This is a genomic window from Mesorhizobium sp. WSM4822 (assembly GCF_055811155.1).
Map to the genome: position 1 here is coordinate 84,309 of NZ_JBVVQM010000016.1, position 23,677 is coordinate 107,985.

The 23,677-nt window shown below is 62.4% G+C and carries 21 protein-coding genes; 5 read left to right on the plus strand and 16 right to left on the minus strand.

Annotated elements, in window-relative coordinates; genetic code table 11:
* Positions 1-156: 156 nt before the first annotated feature.
* From AC0L3E_RS29760 to AC0L3E_RS29775, 4 genes are all read right to left on the minus strand, one after another.
* A complete protein-coding gene (locus AC0L3E_RS29760) occupies positions 157-1,962 on the minus strand; it encodes an ABC transporter ATP-binding protein (RefSeq protein WP_473606334.1) in 1,806 nt (601 codons plus the stop codon).
* A 378-nt stretch (positions 1,963-2,340) separates the two neighbouring features.
* Complete coding sequence (locus AC0L3E_RS29765) at positions 2,341-2,751, minus strand: GNAT family N-acetyltransferase (RefSeq protein WP_473606335.1); 411 nt, start codon at positions 2,749-2,751, stop codon at positions 2,341-2,343.
* A gap of 39 nt (positions 2,752-2,790) precedes the next feature.
* Positions 2,791-4,467, minus strand: a complete 1,677-nt coding sequence (locus tag AC0L3E_RS29770) for an NAD+ synthase (RefSeq protein WP_127327284.1) — start codon at positions 4,465-4,467, stop codon at positions 2,791-2,793.
* A gap of 129 nt (positions 4,468-4,596) precedes the next feature.
* Entirely contained in the window at positions 4,597-5,313 is a 717-nt protein-coding gene (locus AC0L3E_RS29775; RefSeq protein WP_473606336.1) for a DNA-3-methyladenine glycosylase I, read from the minus strand.
* A 92-nt stretch (positions 5,314-5,405) separates the two neighbouring features.
* Here AC0L3E_RS29775 and AC0L3E_RS29780 point away from each other — a divergent pair, with 92 nt between their 5' ends.
* Both AC0L3E_RS29780 and AC0L3E_RS29785 read left to right on the plus strand, forming a co-directional pair.
* Positions 5,406-5,969: a DUF1003 domain-containing protein gene (locus tag AC0L3E_RS29780; protein ID WP_352581299.1), complete on the plus strand. Its 564-nt coding sequence runs from the start codon at positions 5,406-5,408 to the stop codon at positions 5,967-5,969.
* The gene (locus tag AC0L3E_RS29785; RefSeq protein ID WP_023810563.1) at positions 5,966-6,553 is read left to right on the plus strand and encodes a DedA family protein; all 588 of its coding nucleotides are present in this window, start codon (positions 5,966-5,968) and stop codon (positions 6,551-6,553) included. The genes AC0L3E_RS29780 and AC0L3E_RS29785 overlap by 4 nt, the downstream gene beginning before the upstream one ends.
* A 3-nt stretch (positions 6,554-6,556) precedes the next feature.
* On the opposite strand, the gene AC0L3E_RS29790 is transcribed toward AC0L3E_RS29785, so the two are convergent.
* From AC0L3E_RS29790 to AC0L3E_RS29800, 3 genes are all read right to left on the minus strand, one after another.
* A complete protein-coding gene (locus AC0L3E_RS29790) occupies positions 6,557-7,144 on the minus strand; it encodes a hemerythrin domain-containing protein (protein WP_127327280.1) in 588 nt (195 codons plus the stop codon).
* A 40-nt stretch (positions 7,145-7,184) separates the two neighbouring features.
* Positions 7,185-7,544, minus strand: a complete 360-nt coding sequence (locus AC0L3E_RS29795; RefSeq protein WP_023810560.1) for a diacylglycerol kinase — start codon at positions 7,542-7,544, stop codon at positions 7,185-7,187.
* A gap of 81 nt (positions 7,545-7,625) precedes the next feature.
* Entirely contained in the window at positions 7,626-8,042 is a 417-nt protein-coding gene (locus tag AC0L3E_RS29800) for a GFA family protein (protein ID WP_027036778.1), read from the minus strand.
* A 405-nt stretch (positions 8,043-8,447) separates the two neighbouring features.
* Between AC0L3E_RS29800 and AC0L3E_RS29805 the strand changes: the two genes are divergently transcribed.
* Positions 8,448-9,518, plus strand: coding sequence for a diguanylate cyclase (locus AC0L3E_RS29805; protein WP_127271420.1), 1,071 nt, complete (start codon positions 8,448-8,450; stop codon positions 9,516-9,518).
* Positions 9,519-9,622: 104 nt separating this feature from the next.
* Here AC0L3E_RS29805 and AC0L3E_RS29810 read toward each other — a convergent pair whose 3' ends face one another.
* From AC0L3E_RS29810 to AC0L3E_RS29820, 3 genes are all read right to left on the minus strand, one after another.
* On the minus strand, positions 9,623-10,996 hold the full coding sequence (locus AC0L3E_RS29810; protein ID WP_127272015.1) for a class II 3-deoxy-7-phosphoheptulonate synthase: 1,374 nt from the start codon (positions 10,994-10,996) through the stop codon (positions 9,623-9,625).
* Between the two features lie 135 nt (positions 10,997-11,131).
* Positions 11,132-14,629: a transcription-repair coupling factor gene (mfd, locus tag AC0L3E_RS29815; RefSeq protein ID WP_473606337.1), complete on the minus strand. Its 3,498-nt coding sequence runs from the start codon at positions 14,627-14,629 to the stop codon at positions 11,132-11,134.
* Between the two features lie 87 nt (positions 14,630-14,716).
* Positions 14,717-15,004: a succinate dehydrogenase assembly factor 2 gene (locus AC0L3E_RS29820; protein WP_127810537.1), complete on the minus strand. Its 288-nt coding sequence runs from the start codon at positions 15,002-15,004 to the stop codon at positions 14,717-14,719.
* Positions 15,005-15,096: 92 nt separating this feature from the next.
* Between AC0L3E_RS29820 and recG the strand changes: the two genes are divergently transcribed.
* Positions 15,097-17,205, plus strand: a complete 2,109-nt coding sequence (recG, locus tag AC0L3E_RS29825; RefSeq protein WP_473606338.1) for an ATP-dependent DNA helicase RecG — start codon at positions 15,097-15,099, stop codon at positions 17,203-17,205.
* Here the strand turns inward: recG and AC0L3E_RS29830 are convergent.
* The 6 genes from AC0L3E_RS29830 to AC0L3E_RS29855 form a co-directional block, all read right to left on the minus strand.
* On the minus strand, positions 17,157-17,912 hold the full coding sequence (locus AC0L3E_RS29830) for a DUF502 domain-containing protein (protein WP_027036784.1): 756 nt from the start codon (positions 17,910-17,912) through the stop codon (positions 17,157-17,159). The genes recG and AC0L3E_RS29830 overlap by 49 nt on opposite strands.
* 81 nt (positions 17,913-17,993) lie before the next feature.
* Positions 17,994-18,293: a HigA family addiction module antitoxin gene (locus tag AC0L3E_RS29835; RefSeq protein ID WP_013531910.1), complete on the minus strand. Its 300-nt coding sequence runs from the start codon at positions 18,291-18,293 to the stop codon at positions 17,994-17,996.
* A 37-nt stretch (positions 18,294-18,330) separates the two neighbouring features.
* Complete coding sequence (locus tag AC0L3E_RS29840; protein ID WP_127327274.1) at positions 18,331-18,612, minus strand: type II toxin-antitoxin system RelE/ParE family toxin; 282 nt, start codon at positions 18,610-18,612, stop codon at positions 18,331-18,333.
* Between the two features lie 113 nt (positions 18,613-18,725).
* Positions 18,726-20,549 (minus strand): glutamine--fructose-6-phosphate transaminase (isomerizing), encoded by a 1,824-nt coding sequence (glmS, locus tag AC0L3E_RS29845; protein WP_127327273.1) that lies wholly within the window; start codon positions 20,547-20,549, stop codon positions 18,726-18,728.
* Positions 20,550-20,726: 177 nt separating this feature from the next.
* A complete protein-coding gene (gene glmU / locus AC0L3E_RS29850; RefSeq protein WP_128309056.1) occupies positions 20,727-22,085 on the minus strand; it encodes a bifunctional UDP-N-acetylglucosamine diphosphorylase/glucosamine-1-phosphate N-acetyltransferase GlmU in 1,359 nt (452 codons plus the stop codon).
* Positions 22,086-22,254: 169 nt separating this feature from the next.
* Positions 22,255-23,001: a cytochrome c biogenesis CcdA family protein gene (locus AC0L3E_RS29855; protein ID WP_128309055.1), complete on the minus strand. Its 747-nt coding sequence runs from the start codon at positions 22,999-23,001 to the stop codon at positions 22,255-22,257.
* A 173-nt stretch (positions 23,002-23,174) separates the two neighbouring features.
* On the opposite strand from AC0L3E_RS29855, the gene AC0L3E_RS29860 reads away from it, so the two are divergent.
* A complete protein-coding gene (locus tag AC0L3E_RS29860; RefSeq protein ID WP_128309054.1) occupies positions 23,175-23,552 on the plus strand; it encodes a COG4315 family predicted lipoprotein in 378 nt (125 codons plus the stop codon).
* Positions 23,553-23,677 lie beyond the last annotated feature (125 nt).

Here is a 23,677-nt window from a genome sequence, read left to right on the forward strand (position 1 = left end):
CCGGACAGGGCTTCACAGGCAAATCAAGTCGGCCAGCATCGATGCGCTGATCGGCGGGTTGGCCGCGGCCTTGCGATCGCATGCCCTGCTCCAGCCCGCTGGGCTGACAGTGCCGGACAGAGGCGGCCTCCGGCCGAAGCTGAAGGCCGCCTCAATTCAGCTCACAAGTCCCTTGGTCAGTTCCAATGCCTGGCGCTCGAACAGGCGGCGGTAGATGCCGCCTTTCAGCCGGATCAGTTCATCATGCGAGCCTTCCTCGACGATGTTGCCGCGATCGAAGACCAGCAGCCGGTCCAGCGCCCTCACCGTCGAAAGCCGGTGCGCGATGACCAGCGTCGTGCGGCCGACCATCAGCCGCTCCATCGCCTGCTGGATCAGCACCTCCGACTCCGAATCGAGGCTCGATGTCGCCTCGTCGAGGATCAGGATGCGCGCATCGGCAAGGAAGGCGCGCGCGATCGCCACGCGCTGACGTTCGCCGCCCGACAGTTTCACGCCGCGTTCGCCGACCAGCGTGCCATAGCCCTTCGGCAGGCTGGTGATGAAGTCATGCGCACTCGCCAACTTGGCGGCATGCTCGATCTCATCTTGCGTCGCACTCGGCCTGGCATAGGCGATGTTTTCGGCCAGCGACCGGTGGAACAGGATCGGCTCCTGCTGGACGATGGCGATCTGCCCGCGCAGCGAGGCTTGCGCCACCTGCGAGATGTCCTGGCCGTCGACCAGGATTTTCCCCGCATTCACATCATAGAGCCGCTGGATAAGCTTGACGAAGGTCGTCTTGCCCGACCCCGAATGGCCGACCAGCCCGACGCGCTCACCCGGCGCGATATCGACCGAAAAGTCGCGGTAAAGCGCCGATCGGTGATGGCCATAGTGAAAGGTGACGTTGTCAAAGCTGATCCGTCCTTCGGTGATCCGGATCGGCTTGGCACCGGGCCGGTCCTCGATGCCGAGCGGTTCGGACTGGAAATCGACCAGCTCTTCCATATCGTTGATGGAGCGCTGCAGATTGCGGATATGCGTGCCGATATCCCTGAGATAGCCCTGCAGCACGAAGAGCGAGGTCAGCACGAAGGCAACGTCGCCGGCGCTCGCCTGCCCCCACGACCACAGCATCAGCGCCAGGCCGATCACCGCAGCGCGCATGACCAGCAGCAGCACCCCTTGCGTGGTGCCGTTGATGGTGCCGCGCACCCAGGTGCGCCGTGTGCGCGCACGCCATTTGGCGACGACCTTGGCCAGTCGGCGTTCTTCGCGCTCCTCGGCGCCAAAGCCCTTGACCACGGCGTTGCAGCTGACCGCGTCGGCCAGCGAGCCGCCGAGGCGGGTATCCCACGTGTTGGCGAGCCTTGCCGCCGGCGCGACATAGCCAAGCGACAGCAGCGCCGTCACCGTGATGAACAGCACCGAACCCGCAGCAACGACCGCCCCCATCAACGGCCAGAACCAGCCGAGCAGCATCGTCGAGCCGACCAGCATGACGATTGACGGCAGCAGCGCGATGAGGATGGTGTCGTTGAGCAGGTCGAGCGCCCACATGCCGCGCGTCACCTTGCGCACGGTCGAGCCGGCAAAGCTGTTGGCATGCCAGTCGGTGGAAAAGCGCTGGACGCGATGGAAAGCATCGGCGGCGATGTCGGCCATCATCTTCAACGTCAGCTCGACGATCCCCATGAACGCCAGGTTGCGCAACACGACGCCGGCCAGCGCGAGCGCCATCAGCATCGAGAACGCCGTCATCGCGGCATTCCAGGCAATCGCGTCGGCGCCGGCGCTGCTGGCGACGGCGTCGACCAGCCGGCCGGAGTAGAGCGGCGTCAGCACATCGGCCAGCGTCGACAGCAGGAAGCTGCCCATGATGAGCGAGAGCCGCCAGGGCTGACGCCGCCAATGAGTGAGCGTGAAGCCAAGAACGCTGCGAAAGGCGCTCGCGCGCAAATCGATCTTGAAACGAGCCATGATGTCATTCGGGCACAAACGAGCCCGATCCCAGTAGGTCGAAAATTGAAGAAGCCGCGCAAGGAGCCAATGAGTGCCCGGAAGCGGAGTGGCATATTTGGCGTATCGCCCAAATCGGGCGGCGATCGGCATCGGCATAAGCCTGTGCTCGGTCCGGCATCGGCACGAAGGGGAAACCTTCGCGGAGCGCCGGATGAGACCTAGGCTTCGCGGCCTCGCATTACCATGTGAAATACTGCCATTCGGACCTCCCGCAAGACAATTGCGGAGGTGTCCTTATAGAGACGCTCCGATGCATCGCCAAGACGAGTTCACGCCAAAAGTGTATCTGGTCCAACCACTGCGATTATTTTGCAACAACGGAGCAAGCCGCGCGCCTCATTCAGGAATGCGATCCAAGCGCATGTAGCGGCCATCGGTCGATGGCTTGAACCCGAGTTTTTCATACATGCCATGGGCATCGCTGGTCGACAGGCTCCAATGGAAAACGGTCCTGACCTCCGGATGGTCGATCAGGGCCTGGACGAGCCGGCTGCCTATGCCCTGCCCGCGGTTCTCCGGCCAGATGATGATATCGGCGAGATAGGCGAACACCGTGCGGTCGGTGATCGCGCGACCGAAGCCGACTTGCTTGCCATCGACATAAGCGCCGACGCAAAGCGAATTGGCAAAGGCGCGGCGATGGACTTCGTCAGTGCGTCCGGCGCCCCAATAGCTTGCCATCAACAGGTCCGATGTCGCGCGGAAATCGATCCGTGACATGTCGAAGCTGATCTCACAATCGGGCATGGCTGTCTCCGACCGCACCGCCGCGCGCGCTTTCGGTACCTAGCTGCGATCCCTGAACCGGTTGGTGATGGGATAGCGGCGGTCGCGGCCAAAATTCTTTTTGGTGATCTTTACGCCCGGCGCGGCCTGCCTTCGCTTGTATTCTGCGATGTAGAGCAGGTGCTCGATGCGCGTCACCGTCGCCCGGTCATGGCCGCGCGCGACGATGTCGTCGACACCCATCTCATTTTCCACCAGGCATTCGAGGATGTCGTCCAGCACCGGATAGGGCGGCAGCGAATCCTGGTCGGTCTGGTTCTCGCGCAATTCCGCCGATGGCGCCTTGTCGATGATGTTCTTCGGGATCACCTCGCCCGAGGGCCCGAGCGCGCCCGGCGGCACGTGGCTGTTGCGCCAGCGCGACAGCGCGTAGACCTGCATCTTGTAAAGGTCCTTGATCGGATTGAAGCCGCCATTCATGTCGCCATAGAGCGTGGCGTAGCCAACCGACATCTCGCTCTTGTTGCCCGTGGTGACGACCATCGAGCCGAACTTGTTGGAGATCGCCATCAGGATGGTGCCGCGCGCGCGGCTCTGCAAATTCTCTTCGGTGATGCCTTCCTTAGTGCCTTCGAACATCTGCGTCAGCGCGTGCAGGAACCCTTCGACCGGCTCGAAGATCGGCACGATGTCATAGCGGCAGCCGAGCGCACGGGCGCAATCCTCGGCATCCTTCAGCGAGTCCTTGGAGGTGTAGCGATAGGGCATCATCACCGCGCGCAGGCGTTCCTCGCCGAGCGCATCGACGGCCAGCGCCGCGCAGATCGCCGAATCGATGCCGCCGGACAGACCAAGCACCACATTCTTGAAGCCGTTCTTGTTGACGTAGTCCCGCAGGCCCAGCATGCAGGCGCGATAGTCGGCCTCCTCCCGGTCCGGGATTTTCGACATCGGCCCTTCCGAGCAGACCCAGTGATCCCCTTGTCTCTTCCAGGTGGTGATGTCGACCGCTTCCTCGAACTGGCTCATCTGGAAGGCAAGCGTCTTGTCGGCGCCAATGGCAAACGACGCGCCGTCGAAGATCAGCTCGTCCTGGCCGCCAAGCTGGTTGGCATAGATCATCGGCAGCCCGCATTCGATGACCTGGCGGATGACGACCTGGTGGCGGACATCGATCTTGGCGCGATAATAGGGCGAGCCGTTCGGCACCAGCAGGATTTCCGCCCCGCTTTCGGCCAGCGACTCGCAGATATCGACGTCGCCCCAGATGTCCTCGCAGATCGGAACTCCGATGCGCACGCCGCGGAAATTGACCGGCCCCTGGATCTCGGGTCCGGCCTGGAAGACGCGCTTCTCGTCGAACTCGCCGTAGTTCGGCAGATCGAGCTTGTAGCGTTCGGCGATGATCTTGCCGCCATCGGCGAAGACGATCGAATTGTGCGTGCCGCTCTTGCGCTTCAACGGCGTGCCGATGATGACGCCGGGACCGCCATCCGCGGTGTCGGCGGCAAAGTCCTGTGCCGCCTTTTCGCAGGCTTTCAAAAAGGCCGGCTTCAGCACCAGATCCTCCGGCGGGTAGCCGGCGAGGAAAAGCTCGGTATAGAGCACGAGATCGGCGCCCTGACGTGCGGCATCCGCCCTCGCCTCGCGGGCCTTGGCGAGATTGCCTGATATGTCGCCGACAGTCGGATTGAGCTGGGCGACGGCGATGCGCAGGATGTCGAGCTTCTTGGTCATGCCTGCTGACTTAGCGCGGCAAAATTGCCCGGGCAATGGCGTTCGTTTGGACCAATTCGGACCGATTGACATACGTCAATCGTGTGCGGACCGATCGACGTGCTTCAATCGTGGCGAGACGACCAGGTATCAATCGTCGCCCATATATTCGCGCAACGCTTGCGGCGAATGATTCTCGCCGATCGACATCGCCAGGATGCGTGAAATATGCCGGCGCGGCAGGCCTGTCTGCACCACCCACTGGTTGATCTGTGCCTGGATCTTGTCGAGGTCCCTCTTCGAGGTCGGGCTTTCGGCGATGTCGAGGCCGGCGTCGCGCAACGCCGCGGCCATATCGCCCGAGATGACGAACGCATCCCAACCCAGCCAGCGCAGGAAATACTGGCCCGTATTGCCGCCCAACCGGCTGCCATGCTTGCCGAGCCAGGCCATCAGCCCGACCTGGCCGTCTGCCGGCCAGTTTGCAAGGAATTGGCCGAAGCCGCCATATTCCTTCGACACGCGCTCGACGAAGGCGGCGTTGTCGCGCACGGATCTGATCTTCTGCGGGTTGCGCACGATGCGCTGGTCGGCTGTCAGATCGTGCCAGAAATCATCGGGCTGGAACAACAGCCGCTTCGGCTCGAAGCGCAGAAACGCCTCCTCGAAGCCCGGCCATTTCTGCTCGATGACGCGCCAGACGAAACCGGCGGCGAAGACGCGTTCGGCCATAACAGAGAGAATGCGGTCATCGGCGATGTCAGCCACGGCGGCATTGTCAGGCGCCGGACCCAGCAGCGACGTCAGTTCCTCTTCGCCGCCCTTGCGTTTTGCGGCGCGTGCGCGAATTTTCTTGAAATCGGCCATTGGTCCCTCGGCAACTGGAATCAATCTAACACTTCCCGTGTGAGCCGGCAGCCTCTACCTCTTACGGCAAGCCAAAGACCCTGGAGATGGCCATGAACAAGACGATCGACGACCTGGCGAACCGCTGGCTCAAGCGGCGGCCGGACGGCCTCAGCCAGCTCGAAAGCCGGGTGCTGCAATCGACGCTCGAACGCACCACCATCTCGCGCGACACCAACAAGGCCGTCGCCTTCCACCAGACCTTCGGCGACCGGCTCGCCGACACGATCGCCCGCATCGGTGGGTCATGGTCCTTCATCCTGACCTTCATCGCCTTTCTGATCCTGTGGACATCAGGCAATGTCTGGCTGCTGTCGCGTGACGCCTTCGATCCCTACCCGTTCATCTTCCTCAATCTCGTTCTGTCGATGGTCGCCGCCTTGCAGGCGCCGGTGATCATGATGGCGCAGAACCGCCAGACCGAACGCGACCGCATCGACGCCGCCCACGATTACGAGGTCAACCTGAAAGCCGAGATCGAGATCATGGCGCTGCATGAAAAGCTGGATGAACTGCGCCACGGCCAGATTCTCGGTATGCGCGACGAGATCGTGCAACTGACCGAAATGATCAAGCGGATCGACGAAAGGCTGTCTTCGCAGCAGTCGGCTTCATGACCGACGCGATCCATCATTTCATCGAACAATACGGGCTGCTCGCGGTCTTTATCGGTTGCGTCGCCGAGGGCGAAAGTGCCGCCATTCTTGGCGGTTTCTTCGCCCACCAGCAGGTCTTCGTCCTGTGGCACGCGGTTCTTGCGGCGGCGCTCGGCGCCTTCGTCGGCGATACTTTCTTCTTCATCCTCGGACGAAGCTTCGCCGACCATCCCTATGTCGTCAGGTTGCGCAAACGGCCCGGCTTCCGCCGCGCCTTTCGTCTGCTCAATACCCATCCCGACATTTTCGTGCTGTCCAACCGCTATATCTACGGCATGCGCCTCGTCGGCGGCATTGCAGCCGGGCTTTCCAACATCGCCGCGCCGCGCTTCGTCATCCTCAACGCGCTTTCATCGGCGGTCTGGGCGGTACTGTTCGGCACGATCGGTTATGTCTTTGGACTGGGAGCCGAGCACGTCATCGGCCAGGCGTTGATGCATCACGAACGGTTGCTGATCGGGCTTGGTATCGGCCTGACCGTGGCCGTTCTGGCATGGCTCGTCGCACGTCACATCGCCAGGAAGGAACGCGCCAGGGAGGGCTGATCGTCAATCCACGCCGAGCGCCCGGTCCCCCCGATCGAGGATAAGCGGGATGATCAGGTCTTCCTCGTCGGCAAGGTGCCTTGTCAGCATGGCGATCAGCCGGCTGTTTTCGTCGGCATAGGCGTCGGCGGCGAAGCGCTGTCTGTCTTCGCTCTCCTGAAGCGTCTTGATGAACGCATTGGCCGCCTCGGCATTACGCTCCAGCCCTTCATGGATGGTGTGATGGTCGGCATCGAGTATCTCGAAGCCGTGCTTCAAACGGGGCTCGGCCTTGGCGAAGACCGGGAAATATTGATAATCCTCGACGTTGTGGTGACCGTCGAGGTTGCCTAGAAAATGATTGAGGCGGGGCGCGAACCAGCGCGCGAAATCAGGCGCCGTCAGCCGTCCCTCACGGTAGTCGCCGATGCCGTTGGCCAGCATGCCGCCAAGTTCGCGGAACATGTCGTGCCGCTGCAGCCACATATTGGCGATGCCGTGGATGTTGGCATGGTCCTGCCAGTTTTCACGCGGATATTTCTCGGCCAGCCAGCGCAGGTCATCCGGCAGGCCCACGCGTTCGAGAAGCAGAAAATTGGCGGCCCCGGCCATGACAGTCTCCTTTGGTGACTGGCATATAGGCATCGAAAGGCTAGATCGGTAGCCCGGTGATCCGCTCGATAATGGCAATGCCCCAGACGCCGGCGACGATGAGCACCGAAATCAGCACCGCCAGCGAACCGCAATCCTTGGCCAACTGGATATCGACATTGAACTCGCGGCTGAAAGCGTCGCATGCCGCCTCGATGCCGGTGTTAAGCACTTCGACCATGATCAAGAGCAACACGGCGCCGATCAGCAAGGCATAACCGCGCCACGAGATCGAAACGAACCAGCCGAGCGGCAAGGCAAGCGCCAGCAGCATCAGCTCCTGCTGGAAAGCCTTCTCGCTGGTGGCCAGCTTGCGAAACGCCCGCACCGAATTGAAATAAGCATCGATCAGCCGCTGCATGCCAAACCCCTTTGCGAATCACCGGCACGGGATAATGCAATGGCTGGCCAGATCAATGGAATAAGGTGACTTGTCCAAGATTCATTCAGCAACCGGTATGGACGGTGTCGACTTTTCAAACTGTGGCAGCCCGTCGTCGATCGAATAATAGTCGCCCTTGTCACCGACGAAGATATGGCATTCCCCCTCAAGACCTGTCGGCTTGTCGAACGATCCCGCCATGACCGAAACGTAGTCCTGGTCTCGCGGCTTCCAGAACAGCACCGACCCGCATGCCTTGCAAAACCCACGCCTGGCGAAGGTGGAGGCTTCGTACCAGGTGATACTTTCCGTGCCCTCGATCACAATGTCGGCGTTGGCAACATTGGTCGCGGCATAGAAATGTCCGCTCTGCTTGCGGCATTGCGAGCAATGGCAATAGACGACGCCACGCAGCGCCCCGTTCGTTCTGAAGCGGACGGCTCCGCACAGACACGATCCCTGGTGACCATCACTCACGTCGATCCTCCTTGAAGAAAAGTGCCGGGCATGGCTTAGGATTCCAGCTTTGCCGCGCAAGCACGCAAGCAAATGCGACATGTGCTGGCGTGGAGAATCCGAAATTCGGTTTCATTTTCAAGAGTGCGATGCGCGAATCGCGAATTCAAGCCGCCGCACCGGCGTTGTTTCCAACTGTTGGACGCACGGACTAAGGCTTTTACAGCCCGCAGACAGAGAAAACCCGCTGAACCTCTGCCAGTTAAGGAAACTTTAGCGACGGCGCATTTATGGTCACCTGCAAGCGAAGGCCGTGGGTGGGGACGCATCCCTTCGCAAGTTGTTCGAAGCGTCGGTCGCATTCCCCAGGGCTCGGCGACAAAGGAAACCGCGAATTCCGCGGAGGATCCGAGGGGAAGAACCAAGATGCAGCCGGCAGCTGTCCCGACCGAACGAAGCACCGACATCGCAGCCACTGTTGTCGCGACAATGCGCCAATTGGGCGTGCTCGGCCTGCCGCGCAATTACGAGATCTTCTATGAGGCCCTGAGCGGCACCAATCGCGAACTCAGCCTGGCCGTCGTTTCGCTGGCCAGCCGGCCGACACAGGATGAACTGGACCAGATCGGGCGCACTTTCTTTGCCCACAACCATGGCCCTGGCATCGTCGAGCATGCCAGAGACGTCATTGCCAGGGAGCTCGAGGAGGTTGCTTCGCTGCTGCGGAGCGAGCGCAGCCACATCGAGAAATACGGCAGGATCCTCGATGAGACATCGAGCGGCCTCAGCGGACGCAGCCTTCTCTCTCAGGATCTCCTGCAGAAGATCGCCAACGCCATGGCGGTTGCCACCAATTCGACGATCGATCACGGCCGGCAGGTGGCCTCGACGCTCAGCGACAAGACGGCCGAACTCGAAAGCGTCAAGTCGAAGCTTGAGGAGTACAAGCGGCTGGCCGACACCGATCCGTTGACGCATATCTGGAATCGGCGCGCCTTCGACAAGGAGATCACCAGGATCTACAACAGCAACAGGGGTATCCTGTTCAACGCCCTGGTTCTTGTCGACATCGACCGCTTCAAGGATATCAACGACCGCTATGGCCACCCGGTCGGCGACAAGATCATCCAGAGCATCGCCGATATTTTCCAGACCAGCATTCGCGGCGACATGTTCGTCGCCCGCACCGGCGGCGAGGAGTTCGCGCTGATCATCGAGGGCGCCAGCGAGGACGCCACCTATGACGTTGCGGAGCGCATTCGCGCCCTGATCGAGCAGACGCCGTTCACCAGCAGCCAGACCGGCACGAATTACGGCACCGTCACCGTCTCGATGGGTATCTGCATGGCTTCCGAAGCCGAAGGACCCGAAGATCTCTACACCAAGGCCGACCGGGCGCTCTATCGCTCCAAGGTCAGCGGCCGCAACCGGGTCACCAAGCACTCGACGATGGCAGGCCGGGCCGGCAAGAGCTGGCTGCTCTACAAGAAGGACTGACAGTCCCTGCCCGCTGGTGCCGGGAACACTGGACTAGCGCAGACATGAAAGGCGCCCGATTTCTCGGACGCCCTTTCGTGGATCTTATTCGGACTGCGCGAAAATCAGCCGTTGACCGCCTGCTTGTGCTGCACCGGGTGGCTCTTCTTCAACAGATCCGAGACCAGGAAGGCCAGTTCGATCGCCTGGTCGGCGTTAAGGCGCGGATCGCAATGGGTGTGGTAGCGGTCCTGCAATTCCTCGGCGGTGATGGCGCGCGCGCCACCGGTGCATTCGGTGACGTTCTTGCCGGTCATTTCGACATGGATGCCGCCCGGATGCGTGCCTTCGGCGCGGTGCACCTCGAAGAAGGTCTGGACCTCCTTGAGAATGCGGTCGAACGGCCGCGTCTTGTAGCCGGCGGCCTCGATCGTGTTGCCGTGCATCGGGTCCGACGACCACACCACGGAGCGGCCTTCCTTCTGCACCGCGCGAACCAGCTTCGGCAGATGGTCGGCGACCTTGTCGGAACCGAAGCGGGCGATCAGCGTCAGCCGGCCGGGCTCGTTCTCGGGATTGAGCAGGTCGATCAGCTCCAGCAAGCCGTCCGGCGTCAGCGACGGACCGCATTTCAGGCCGAGCGGGTTCTTGATGCCACGGCAATATTCGACATGCGCATGGTCGGGCTGGCGGGTGCGGTCGCCGATCCAGATCATATGACCCGAGGTGGCGTACCAGTCGCCGGAGGTCGAGTCGACGCGCGTCAGTGCCTCCTCGTAGCCGAGCAGCAGCGCCTCGTGGCTGGTGTAGAAATCGGTTTCGCGCAGCGCGTAGTTGGTTTCCGAGGTGATGCCGACGGCTTTCATGAAGTCCATCGTCTCGGTGATGCGGTTGGCAAGAGACTCGTATTTCTCGCCCTGCGGACTGTCGGACACGAAGCCGAGCATCCAGCGGTGCACATTCTCCAGGCTGGCATAGCCGCCTTGCGCGAAGGCGCGCAAAAGGTTGAGCGTCGCCGCCGACTGGCGGTACGCCATTTCCTGGCGAGCGGGATCCGGAATGCGCGACTTCGGGTCGAATTCGATGCCGTTGATGATGTCGCCGCGATAGCTGGGCAGCGTCACCTCGCCCTTGGTCTCGTTGTCGGACGAACGCGGCTTGGCGAACTGGCCGGCAACGCGGCCAACCTTCACCACCGGCTGCGCGCCGGCGAAGGTGAGCACCACGGACATCTGCAGGAAGACGCGGAAGAAGTCGCGGATGTTGTCCGCGCCATGCTCGGCGAAGCTCTCGGCGCAATCGCCGCCCTGCAGGAGGAATGCGTCACCGGCGGCGACAGAAGCGAGCTGCTTCTTCAGCTTGCGCGCCTCACCGGCAAAAACCAGCGGCGGAAAGGTTGCGAGCTGGGCCTCCGTGTTCTTCAGCGCGGCAAGGTCCGGATAGGCAGGAACCTGCTTGATCGGCTTTGCTCTCCACGAATTCGGCGACCATTTCGTCATCGCTGCACCCAACGCTCTTTCCGGCAAGCACCCTCGCCTGCCATTCCCGCCCCTATATGGGATGGCGGCTCCATACACGAAGCCGATTTCCTATTCTAGACCGGAATTCAAGCGCTGGCGAATGGCCTGGGCCGGCTACGCCGCCTTCTCCACCAGCCGCGCCAACTGGGTCATGACGACCGCCGAGCCCGCCAATCGCTTCTCGGGGGTTGGCCAATCGCGCACGAAGACGACGCTGTGGTCCGGCCGGATCTTGGCCAGCGAGCCCTGCTCGCCGATGAACCGGACGAGCCCGACCGGGTTGGAGAATTCGCGCTTGCGGAAATGGATGACGACGCCCTTCGGCCCGGCGTCGAGCTTCTCGACATTGGCCTTGCGGCAGAGCGCCTTGATGAAGACGATCTTGAGCAGATGCTTGACCTCGTCCGGCAGCGGGCCGAAGCGGTCGATCAGCTCGGCGCCGAAAGCGTCGATTTCCTCGGTGTTTTCGAGATCGCCAAGCCTGCGGTAGAGCGCCAGCCGGAGCTGCAAATCCGGAACATAGCTTTCCGGGATCATCACCGCCGTGCCGACGGCAATCTGCGGCGACCAGCCGCCATCCTGCACTTCGCCGGAATCCTTCACCTCGGCGACGGCCTCTTCCAGCATCTGCTGGTAGAGCTCGAAGCCGACCTCCTTGATGTGGCCGGACTGCTCTTCGCCAAGAAGATTGCCGGCGCCCCTGATATCGAGGTCGTGGCTGGCGAGCTGGAAGCCGGCGCCCAACGTATCCAGCGATTGCAGCACCTTCAGCCGGCGCTCGGCGGTGTCGGTCAGCTTGCGGTTGGCCGGCAGCGTGAACAGCGCATAGGCGCGCACCTTGGAACGCCCGACGCGGCCGCGCAGCTGATAAAGCTGCGACAGGCCGAACATGTCGGCGCGATGGATGATCAGCGTGTTGGCGGTCGGGATGTCGAGACCTGATTCGACGATGGTCGTCGATAACAGCACGTCGTACTGGCCGTCATAGAAGGCATTCATGATATCGTCGAGTTCGCCCGGCGGCATCTGGCCATGTGCCACCGCCACCTTCAACTCCGGCACGGATTCCTTCAGGAAATCATGGATTTCCGAGAGATCGCTGATGCGCGGCACCACATAGAAGGAATGGCCGCCGCGATAGCGCTCGCGCAGCAGCGTCTCGCGGATGACCAGGGGATCGAACGGCGAGATGAAGGTGCGCACCGCCATTCGGTCGACCGGCGGCGTGGCGATCAGCGACAGCTCGCGCACCCCGGTCAACGCCAGTTGCAGCGTGCGCGGGATCGGTGTCGCCGAGAGCGTCAGCACGTGCACGTCGGTCTTCAAATCCTTCAGCCGCTCCTTGTGCTTGACGCCAAAGTGCTGCTCCTCGTCGATGATCAGCAGGCCAAGGTTCTTGAACGAGATCGCGGAACCAAGCAGCGCGTGCGTGCCGATGACGATGTCGACCTGGCCCTCGGCGATGCCTTTCTTGGTCTCGGCCAGTTCCTTGGCGCCGACCAGCCGCGATGCTTGGCCGACACGGATCGGCAGGCCGGAGAAACGCTGCGAAAAGGTCTTGAAATGCTGGCGCGACAACAATGTCGTCGGCACCACAACTGCCACCTGAAAGCCTTCCATCGCCGCGATGAAGGCGGCACGCAGCGCCACTTCGGTCTTGCCGAAGCCGACATCGCCGCAAATCAGCCGGTCCATCGGCTTGCCGGCAGCAAGATCGTCGCGCACCGAATCGATGGCCGTCTGCTGGTCGTCGGTCTCTTCATAGGGGAAGCGGGCCGCGAACTCGCCATAGAGGCCTTCTGCCGGCACCAGTGGCGGTGCGGAGCGCATCTGCCGTTCGGCGGCGATGCGGATCAGCTGCCCGGCCATGTCGAGCAGGCGCTTCTTCAGTCGCGCCTTGCGCGACTGCCAGGCGCCGCCGCCAAGCTTGTCCAGCGTCGCCTCGGCTGTGTCAGAACCGTAGCGCGACAGAAGCTCGATGTTTTCCACCGGCAGGAACAGCCGGTCGTCACCCGCATAGTGGATTTCAAGGCAGTCATGCGGTGCGCCGACCGCTTCGATGGTACGCAGGCCGATGAAACGGCCAATGCCATGATCGGCATGGACGACAATGTCGCCGGCCGACAGCGCCGAGGCCTCGGCAATGAAGTCCGAGGGACGCTTCTTGCGTTTCGAACGCCGGATCAGCCGGTCGCCCAAAATGTCCTGTTCGGCGACGACGACCAGTTTTTCGGTCTCGAAGCCGGATTCGAGCGGCAGCACGGCCAGGGCCGCCTGACCGGGTTCGAGCTTTTCGGCTTCCGCCAGCGTCGCCACCTGCTTGAGTTTGCCGAGATGGTGTTCGGCTAGGATCTGGCCAAGCCGGTCGAGCGAGCCTTCGGTCCAGCCGGCGATGACGACGCGGCGGCGCGCCGCGCGCTCATCGGCGATGTGTTTGACGACGACATCGAACACATTGGCGTTCGGATCGGCGCGCTCCTCGACGAAGCTGCGGCCGTGGCGTGAGCCGGCGTGATAGACCTTCTTGGCGCCAACTTCGGGCGCGTCGAATGGCGTGAAGTCGATCGCTTCACGCGGCCCGAGCGAGGCAATCAGGTTTTCCGGGGAGAGATAGAGCAGGTCCGGTGCGACCGGCTTGTAGGGCACGGCGTCCTTCAAGGCACCGTCCGCCTGCTTCTTGCGCGCCTCGTAATGGTCGAGGATCAGCGTGTGGCGTTCGGCCAACGCCTCATGCGCCAGATGGTCGAAGATGACAGGCGTGTCAGGCAGATAGTCGAACACCGTCTCCAGCCGCTCATAGAAAAACGGCAGCCAGTGTTCCATTCCGGCAAACCGCCTGCCTTCGCTGACTGCTGCATAGAGCCCGTCATCGCGCTGTGGAGCGCCAAAGGCTTCGATATAGGAGCGGCGGAAACGGCTGATGGTTTCGGGCGTCAGCGCCACTTCGCTCATCGCCTGCAGCGCCATCGACTTGCGCTGGCCGGTGGTGCGCTGCGTGGCGGCGTCGAACACACGGATCGATTCCAGCGTGTCGCCGAAGAAGTCGAGCCTGAGCGCTTCGGTCCACCCAGGCGCGAACAGGTCGAGAATGCCGCCGCGCACTGCGAACTCACCGATGCCGCGCACTGTCGGCACGCGCTCGAAACCGGACGTTTCCAGCCGCGACACCAGTACATTCATGTCGATCTGGTTGCCGGGTCTGGCATGAAAGGTCTGTGCCTCGACGAGATCCGCCGGCGGAATGCGTTGCAGCAGCGCATTGGCGGTGGTGAGGATGACGGCGCGGTGCGGCTTCTTCGCCAGAGCGATCATGGCGGTCAGCGCATCGAGGCGCTTGGCGGCAGCATCCGAACCGGGCGAGACGCGGTCGTAGGGCAGACAATCCCACGCCGGTAGTTGCAGCACCGGCAGGCCGGGGGCAGAAAAAGACAGCGCCTCAACGATCGCCGGCAGGCGCTGACCGTCGCGCGCGACGAACAGAACCGGCTTGTCGGGCGCGATCTCAAGTGCCGCCTGCACCAGCGCAAAGGCTTCATAGCCATCGGCGACGCCGTCGACGATGAACTGGCCGGCGCGGCCTTTCGGCAAACCGATGGTGGGAATGAGGCTCATGAAATCACGGTCTTGTTCTATCGCAACTCCGAACGGAAAACCGCTTCGCACTTTTCCTGGAATTGCTTGTGTTCAGGATGTCGTTGTTCAAAATGTCATGGAGTGGCGGAAAGCCAGGATCTTTTGCAGGACGGCACAATCGATATCGGCCGGAACCGGGCGTTCGCCGGTGACCATGGGCAGGAATTCGGTATCGGGAATGTCGAGGAGCCTCTCATATTGGTCGATTTCCTCGGCCGTCAAGGCGCCGATCTCAGCGTCGGCGAAAGTGCCGAGGATCAGGTCCATCTCGCGCATGCCGCGATGCCAGGAGCGAAACAGAAGCTTGCGGCGGTGCACGTCCAGCCCCTCGCTTGATCTCGTCGTTCCGGTCATCGTGCCGCATCCTTGCTTGCTGCGGCGCATATAGCGTGGATAGAAGGGGCTGTCAGCCTTGCGCTGCCGCCATCGCAACATAAGCTGACATCATGCGCCCGACCATCCTCGATCCCTTGTTTGTCCCGATCACGTCGCTTGCAGGCGTCGGACCGAAAGTCGGCGCGCTGATCGAGAAGGTTGTCCCGGCCGATCTGGGTGACCGCCCCGCCCGCGCGGGCGACCTTCTGTTCATGCTGCCGCACACCGTCATCGACCGGCGCAGCCGCCCGGGCATCGCAGGATCCGCGGAAGGCCAAATCGTGACGCTGGAGGTGCGCATCGACCGCCACCAGCCGCCGCCGCGCGGCAACAGGTCGGTGCCTTACCGCGTCTTCGCCCATGACGACACCGGCGAGATCGCGCTGACCTTCTTCCATGCTCACGCTTCCTATCTCGAAAAGGCGATGCCCGAGGGCGAGCATGTCGTGGTCTCAGGCCGCATGGAATGGTTCAATGGCCGCCCGAGCATGGTCCACCCCGACCATATTGCGCTGGCCAGCGAGGCGGAAAACCTGCCGCTGGTCGAACCGGTCTATCCCCTGACAGCCGGGCTCTCGGGCAAGGTGCTGCGCCGGGCGATCGGCCAGGCGCTGGCGCGTGTGCCTGAATTTCCCGAATGGCAGGACGGCGCCTTCATGCGCCGCCACACGTCTCCCTCCTTTGCCGACGCGCTTGCCCGCATCCACAATCCGGCCGACCCGATCGATGTCTCCATCGATGGCGCTGCCTGGCGGCGCCTGGCCTATGACGAGCTGCTGGCGGGCCAGGTCTCGCTGGCGCTGGTGCGGGCAAAAGTCCGCCGCCTGTCCGGCCGTCCCCTGGTCGGCGACGGCCGCATCGTCGAAAAGCTGCGAGCCGCACTGCCCTATTCGCTGACATCGAGCCAGGAATTTGCGCTGGCCGAAATCAATACCGACCTCGCCGATCCCGAGCGCATGCTGCGGCTTCTGCAGGGCGATGTCGGCTCCGGCAAGACGGTCGTAGCGCTGCTGGCCATGGCACGCGCCGTCGAGGCCGGCGGCCAGGCAGCCTTGATGGCACCGACCGAGATCCTGGCGCGTCAGCATCTGGCGACCATCACGCCGCTTGCCGCCAAGGTTGGGCTGGGCATCGCCATCCTCACCGGCCGCGAGAAGGGCCGCGAACGCGCTGATACGCTGGCCGGCCTGGCAAGCGGCGAGATCGACATCGTCGTCGGTACCCACGCGCTGTTCCAGGAGACGGTCATGTTCCACGATCTGGTCTTCGCCGTGATCGACGAGCAGCACCGTTTCGGCGTCCATCAGCGGCTTGCCATCACCGCCAAGGGCGACGCGCCCGACATGCTGGTGATGACGGCCACTCCCATCCCCCGCACGCTGGTGCTGACCGCTTTCGGCGACATGGACGTGTCGAAACTGACGGAAAAACCGGCCGGCCGCCAGCCGATCCGTACCGTTACACTGCCGCTCGAGCGGCTCGACGAACTGGTCGACCGCATGGTGGACGCCGTCGCCGGCGGCCAGAAGATCTACTGGATCTGTCCGCTGGTCGAGGAATCCGAAGAAATCAAGCTGATGTCGGCCGAGGACCGCTTCGCGTCGCTGAAACCATTGTTCGGCGACCGTATCGGGCTCGTTCACGGCCGCATGAAGGGTGCCGAGAAGGACGAGGCGATGCGTGCGTTCAAGCAGGGCGAGACACGCATCCTGATCGCCACCACCGTCATCGAGGTCGGCGTCGACGTGCCGGACGCCACCGTCATGGTCATCGAGCACGCCGAGCGCTTCGGCCTGGCCCAGCTGCACCAACTGCGCGGCCGGGTCGGGCGTGGCGACAAGCCCTCCTCCTGCGTGCTGCTCTACAAGGACCCGCTCGGCGAGACCGCAAAACGCCGGCTGTCGGTAATGCGCGAGACCGAGGACGGGTTCCTGATCGCCGAGGAAGACCTGAAGCTGCGCGGCGAAGGCGAATTGCTGGGCACCCGCCAGTCCGGCACGCCGGGTTTCCAGGTGGCGCGCATCGAGGCGCATGCCGACCTTCTGGAGGCCGCCCGCGACGATGCCAGGCTGATCCTGTCGCGCGACCCGGAGCTGCAATCGCAGCGTGGCGAGGCGTTGCGCCTGCTGCTTTATTTGTTCGGTCGCGACGAGGCCGTGCGGCTCCTGCGCGCCGGCTGAGCCAGGGCGGCAACCGACGGGTTGGCGAGCATCCCTTCGATCGGCTCGCCATTCACGACAACCATTTGCTTGACCTCGGGCGCCACCAGCCCGGCCGACACAATCAGCTTGGCGCCGTCCTCAATCGTCATGTCGAGCAGCACGATGTCCGACTTCGGCACATACATCAGGAATCCGGTGGTCGGGTTTGGCGTGCACGGCATGAACACGGCAATCAGCGGATCGCCTTCCTGGTCGAGCTTCTGGTTGATCTCGGTTTCCTTCTCGCTGGCGACGAACACCAGCGACCACACACCCTTGCGCGGATATTCGACCAGTCCGACCTGGCGGAACATGTCGCCCTTGTTGGACAGCACGGTCTCGAAAATCTGTTTCAGCGAGCCATAGATGCCGCGCACCAACGGCATGCGGCCAAGCAGGCGCTCGCCGAAATTGACGATGGCGCGGCCGACGATGTTGGCCGTCAGGAAGCCGATCAGCGTGATCAGGATGAGCGCCACGATCAGCCCGAACCCCGGCACAGGAAACGACAAATAGGTGTCAGGGCTGTAGCGGGCCGGAATATAGGGTTTCACCCAGGAATCGACCCAACCGATGAATGACCAGGCGATGTAGGCGGTGATCGCCAGCGGCGCGCAGACGATGAAGCCCGTGAGGAAATAGTTCCTCAGCCGGGTCACGCCGGAAGTCTTGGGAGCGTCGGACATGATTCACCGGAGGCCGCTATTGCGACGCGACATTAGTGAACCGCCGTCCAGTTTGGAACTGCGAAGCTTTTAAAGAGCCGATTATGCCGCTACTTCCAGCGGCTCAATCTTCTCGAGTTCCGGCGCCAGCTTTCTGGCTTCGGTTTCAAGCTCATAGGCCTGTTGAAAATTCATCCAGAATTCGGGCGTGGTGTTGAAAAATCTGGCGAGGCGAAGAGCCGTATCGGGAGTCAGGCCGATCTCTTCCTTGGCAATGCGTTCGATACGGGTGCGCGGAAGGTTGAGCTTTTTCGCCAGCGCGCCTGCACTCATGCCGAGCGGGACGAGATATTCTTCACGCAGGAATTCTCCAGGATGAACTGGACGTGCGAACTTGAGCATAGTTCAGGGTCCTCAAGGGTTCAGGGCAAGTGCCCGCTCAATGGTAATCGACGATCTCCACGTCTTCAGCGCCAGCAGCGGTCCATTTGAAGCAGATGCGCCACTGGTCGTTGATGCGAATTGAATGCTGTCCGGCTCGGCTCCCTTTCAGGGCTTCAAGATGATTTCCGGGCGGCGATCGAAGGTCATTCAGTTGGGCAGCGTTGGCAATTGCGCGAAGGCGGCGTTCGCCACGGGCAACCAAATCCGGCGGAAAGCCCTTTGGCGCCTTCCCTTCGGCAACCGCTTCGACCGCCTTGCCTCTGAACGAAACGATCAATAACGCGCCCTCTAGATTGTATCATACACTGATACATGTCGACGCGCAAGCAAATGTATCATCGGCCGATACAAATTTGCTATCGGTTGATCGGCGGCAAGATTTGACGATACCTATTCCACGGTCACCGATTTCGCCAGATTGCGCGGCTGGTCGACGTCGGTGCCCATGAACACGGCGGTGAAATAGGCGAGCATCTGGATCGGCAGCGCGTAGATGATCGGCGAGATGATTTCCGGCACGTCCGGCAGCACGATCGTCTCCATCGTCTTGACGCTCGTCAGCGCCGCACCCTTGCTGTCGGTGATCAGGATGATCTTGCCGCCGCGCGCCGCCACTTCCTGCATGTTCGAAACGGTCTTTTCGAAAATGTGGTCGTGCGGCGCAATGACGATGACCGGCATGTTCTCGTCGATCAGCGCGATCGGTCCATGCTTCAGCTCGCCGGCGGCATAGCCCTCGGCGTGGATATAGGAGATTTCCTTGAGTTTCAGCGCGCCTTCCATGGCCAGCGGAAAGTTGGTGTCGCGGCCGAGATAGAGCACGTCCTTGTAGCGTGAGAGTTCACGCGCGATCCGTTCGATCTGCTCTTCAAGCTTGAGCACCTGATTGGCATAGCGCGGCGCTTCCGAAAGCGCGCGCACCAGGGTCTTCTCTTGTTCTTTCGAGATTGTCCCGCGCGCCACGCCGGCCCGCACGGCAAGCGATGCCAGCACCGAAAGCTGGCAGGTGAACGCCTTGGTCGAGGCAACGCCGATCTCCGGCCCGGCGAGCGTCGGCAGCACGACATCGGATTCGCGCGCCATGGTCGATTCGCGCACATTGACGATCGCGCCGATCTTCATGCCGGCCTTGCGGCAATAACGCAGCGAGGCCAGCGTGTCGGCAGTCTCACCGGACTGCGAAATGAAGAACGCCGCGTCGTTCTTCGACAATGGCATTTCGCGGTAACGGAATTCGGAGGCGACATCGATGTCGACGGGCAGGCGCGCGTAGCGCTCGAACCAGTATTTGCCGATCAGGCCGGCAAGATAGGCGGTACCGCAGGCCGAAATCGCCAGCCGGTTGATCTCTGCGAAATTGAACGGCAGATCCAGCGGCTTGGAGACGCCGCCGACAAAATCGAGATAATTCGCCAAGGTATGCGAGATCACTTCGGGCTGCTCATGGATCTCCTTCTCCATGAAATGGCGGCGATTGCCCTTATCGACCATGAAGCTGGTCGACAGCGACTGCTGGCGCTTGCGGTCGACCTTTGTGCCGTCGATGTCGAAGATGGTAACGCCGTCGCGGCGCACCACCGCCCAGTCGCCATCTTCGAGATAGGTGATCGAATTGGTGAACGGTGCGAGCGCGATGGCGTCGGAGCCCAAAAACATCTCGCCATCGCCATGGCCGACAGCCAAAGGCGGACCATTGCGCGCGCCGACGATCAGGTCCTCGTCGCCCTTGAACATGATGGCCAGCGCGAAAGCGCCTTCCAGCCGCTTCAGCGCCTGGTGCGCGGCCTCGACCGGCTTCAGCCCTTTGGCGAGTTCGCGCGCCACCAGATGGGCGACGACCTCGGTGTCGGTCTGCGAGGAGAAAGAATAGCCATCGCGGATCAGTTCTTCGCGCAATTCGGCGAAATTCTCGATGATGCCGTTGTGGACGATGGCGACGCCGTCGGAAAAATGCGGATGCGCATTGGTCTCGTTGGGCACGCCGTGTGTCGCCCAGCGCGTGTGACCGATGCCGATCGTACCATCGAGCGGCTCGTCCTTGAGCCGGCGCTCGAGGTTGATCAGCTTGCCTTCGGCGCGGCGGCGAGCAAGCTGGCCGTGCTCGATGGTGGCGACGCCGGCCGAGTCATAGCCGCGATATTCCAACCGCTTCAGCGCATCGACAATGAGCGGCGCAACCTGCGAGTGGCCGACGATTCCAACGATACCGCACATGCAGACAGCCCCCGATTCCCCGTGGAAAACCAGCGCTATTTAGGGATGGCCGGCCTGCCGCGAAAGTCACATTGCATTTCGTCCCGTGTAACGGAACGCTCATTCTTGTCGATGCACCATGACAGACCGCTCTTGCAATCCGGTTACTGCAATCGTTCGGTTTTTTGCGGGCTGGTCTTACTTTTTCTTCGCAGCCGCGGCCGAGGCAAAGCGTTCGCGCAATTCCTTGCCCTTGCCCGGGATCGTCTTCTGGCGAGCACGGCCGAAGGCCAGCGCATCGTCGGGCACGCTTTCCGTGATCACGCTGCCCGAGGCAATGTAGCCGCCCTTGCCGATGGTGACAGGCGCCACCAGCGACGAATTGGAGCCAATGAACGCGCCCTCGCCGATGTCCGTGAAGAATTTCGAATAGCCGTCATAATTGCAGGTGATGGTGCCAGCGCCGATATTGGCGCCCGCGCCGACGCGGGCATCGCCGATATAGGTCAAATGGTTGACCTTGGCGCCCTCTTCGATAACCGCCTGCTTGACCTCGCAGAAATTGCCGACCTTGGCCTTTTGCCGGAGATCCGCACCCGGCCGCAGCCGCGCGTACGGCCCGACATCGCAATTGGACGCAATGGTGGCGCCTTCGATGTGGCTGAAGGCATGTATCTTGGCGCCCGTCGCAATCTTCACGCCCGGACCGAACCAGACATTGGGCTCGACGATCGTGTCAGTGCCGATCTCGGTGTCGTGCGAGAAATACACCGTCTCCGGCGCGATCAGCGTCACGCCCGACAGCATCGCTTCATGCCGCCGGCGCGCCTGCCAGATGCCCTCGGCTTGCGCCAGTTCGGCGCGGTTGTTGATGCCGAGCGCGCTTTCGAAGCTGGCTTCGGTGGCGACGACATCGAGGCCTCGCGCGCCGGCGATCTCGACGATGTCGGTGAGGTAATACTCGCCCTTGGCGTTCTTGTTGCCGACCTGATCGAGCAGTTTCAGCGCGTGGGCACCGGCAACCGCCATCATCCCGGCATTGCAGAAGCCGATCTTCCTCTCCTCCTCGGAGCAATCCTTCTCCTCGCGAATGGCAATCAGCTTGCCGTCCTTCTCGATCAACCGGCCATAGCCGGCCGGACTGGGCGGACGGAAGCCGATCACCACGACGCCAGCACCTTCCGCCAGTTTCAGCCGCGCCACGGTGAGCGCATCCGCGTCGATCAACGGCGTATCGCCAAACATCACCAGGATATCGTCATAACCCTTTGATATCGCATCGCGCGCGGCCAACACGGCGTGCGCGGTGCCAAGGCGCTTTTCCTGCACGAATGTCTCGGCCTTCGGCGCGAATTTTGCCGCTGCCTTGCGCATCTCGTCCGCCCCGTGGCCGATGACCAGCGCCTGACTGCCGGCGCCGGCGGCTTCGGCTGCCTTCACCACATGGGCGACCATCGGCAACCCAGCGATCTGGTGCAGCACCTTCGGCAACACGCTCTTCATGCGCGTGCCTTCGCCGGCGGCGAGGATGACGGACAGGCAGGATCTCTGGCTCATGGAAGGGCAACCATATGAAAAGGGTTGGGAATCAAAGCATGCTAGCAGTGGCGCCATGCTGCACCAATGCGGTTAAATTCCGGTGAGGTGGGACGAGCAACTTACTTTTAATCAGTAGTTCAAACAGCCATTCGAACGCGGAAAATATGTTCGGCATCGGACGAAAAAGTTACCCCAGCCGTCCCAGCACCGGAAAATTCTCCAGCAACCAATACGATACCGCCTGCACGCCGCCGGTGAGGAAAAACACGCCGGCGACGACCAGCAGCGCACCGATCGCCTTTTCGACCCGGCCGAGATGGACGCGGAATCTGCCGAGGAAGCGCATGAAGGCGCCTGAAAACAGCGCTGCGATCAGGAACGGGATGCCCAGCCCGAGCGAATAGGCGGCGAGCAGCAGAGCGCCCTCGCCCACCGTTTCGCGGCCGCCGGCCAGCGTCAGGATCGGACCGAGCACCGGGCCGATGCAGGGCGTCCAGCCGAAGGCGAAGGCCAGCCCCATGACATAGGCCGCGACCGCACTTGCCGGCTTGCCCTGCGACTGGAAGCGCGCCTCGCGCGACAGCAGTGGGATGCGCAGGATGCCGAGGAAATTCAGGCCCATCAGGATGATCAGCACGCCGGCGCCCATCGCCAGCTGCTCCTGCCAGACCCGCAGAAGCCGGCCGATGGTCGAGGCGCCGGCGCCAAGCGCCACGAACACGGTCGAGAAACCGAGCACGAAGGCAATCGAGGAATAGAGCAGCGCACCGCGCGCGCCTTCCCTCGCCGTAGTTCCCGCATTGCCACGGAAATCGTCGACCGAAACGCCTGCCATATAGCAGAGATAGGGCGGCACCAGCGGCAGCACGCAAGGCGACAGGAACGAGATCGCTCCCGCTCCGACCGCGCTGACATAGCCGACGTCCAATGCCATTTCCAAGAACTCCAATGCCGTGCCGCCGATATAGCGATGCGGAGCCTTGTCCACCAATCACCATTGTGTTGGCAAGATCATGCTTGCCGGGGAAGAAACGGCAGCCCACGGGCGTTGATACAGCGAGGCCGCGATTTCCCGCGCGTCTCCGGATATCAGTCAGGGAGATTTCCATGAAAACCATAACCGCAGGGCTGGCAGCGCTTTTGCTCAGCACCGCCGCCTCCTTCGCCGCCGATGCGTGGAAGGAAGCCGAGGTCAATGGCACCAAGATCTACACCGACGCCAACGGCATGACGCTTTATACCTATGACAAGGACGAGATGGGCAAGACCAATTGCTACGACAAATGCGCCACCAACTGGCCGCCGCTGAAGGCCGAGGCCGACGCCAAGGCGGACGGCGAATGGAGCGTTGTCGACCGTACCGACGGCACCAAGATGTGGGCCTATGACGGCAAGCCGGTCTACACCTTCATCAAGGACAAGAAGCCCGGCGATGTGACCGGCGACGGCGTCGGCGAGGTCTGGCACATCGTCAAGGCCGACTAAGCACGCCAATCCCGCCTGCTGGCGGAACAAGGGCCGGTCGCCGAGCATCTCTATGCAGCCGGCGACCGGCATCAACCAGCCTGTTGTAATGTCGCCCGTCACAGTTCGGGGCTGCATTTCCTCGA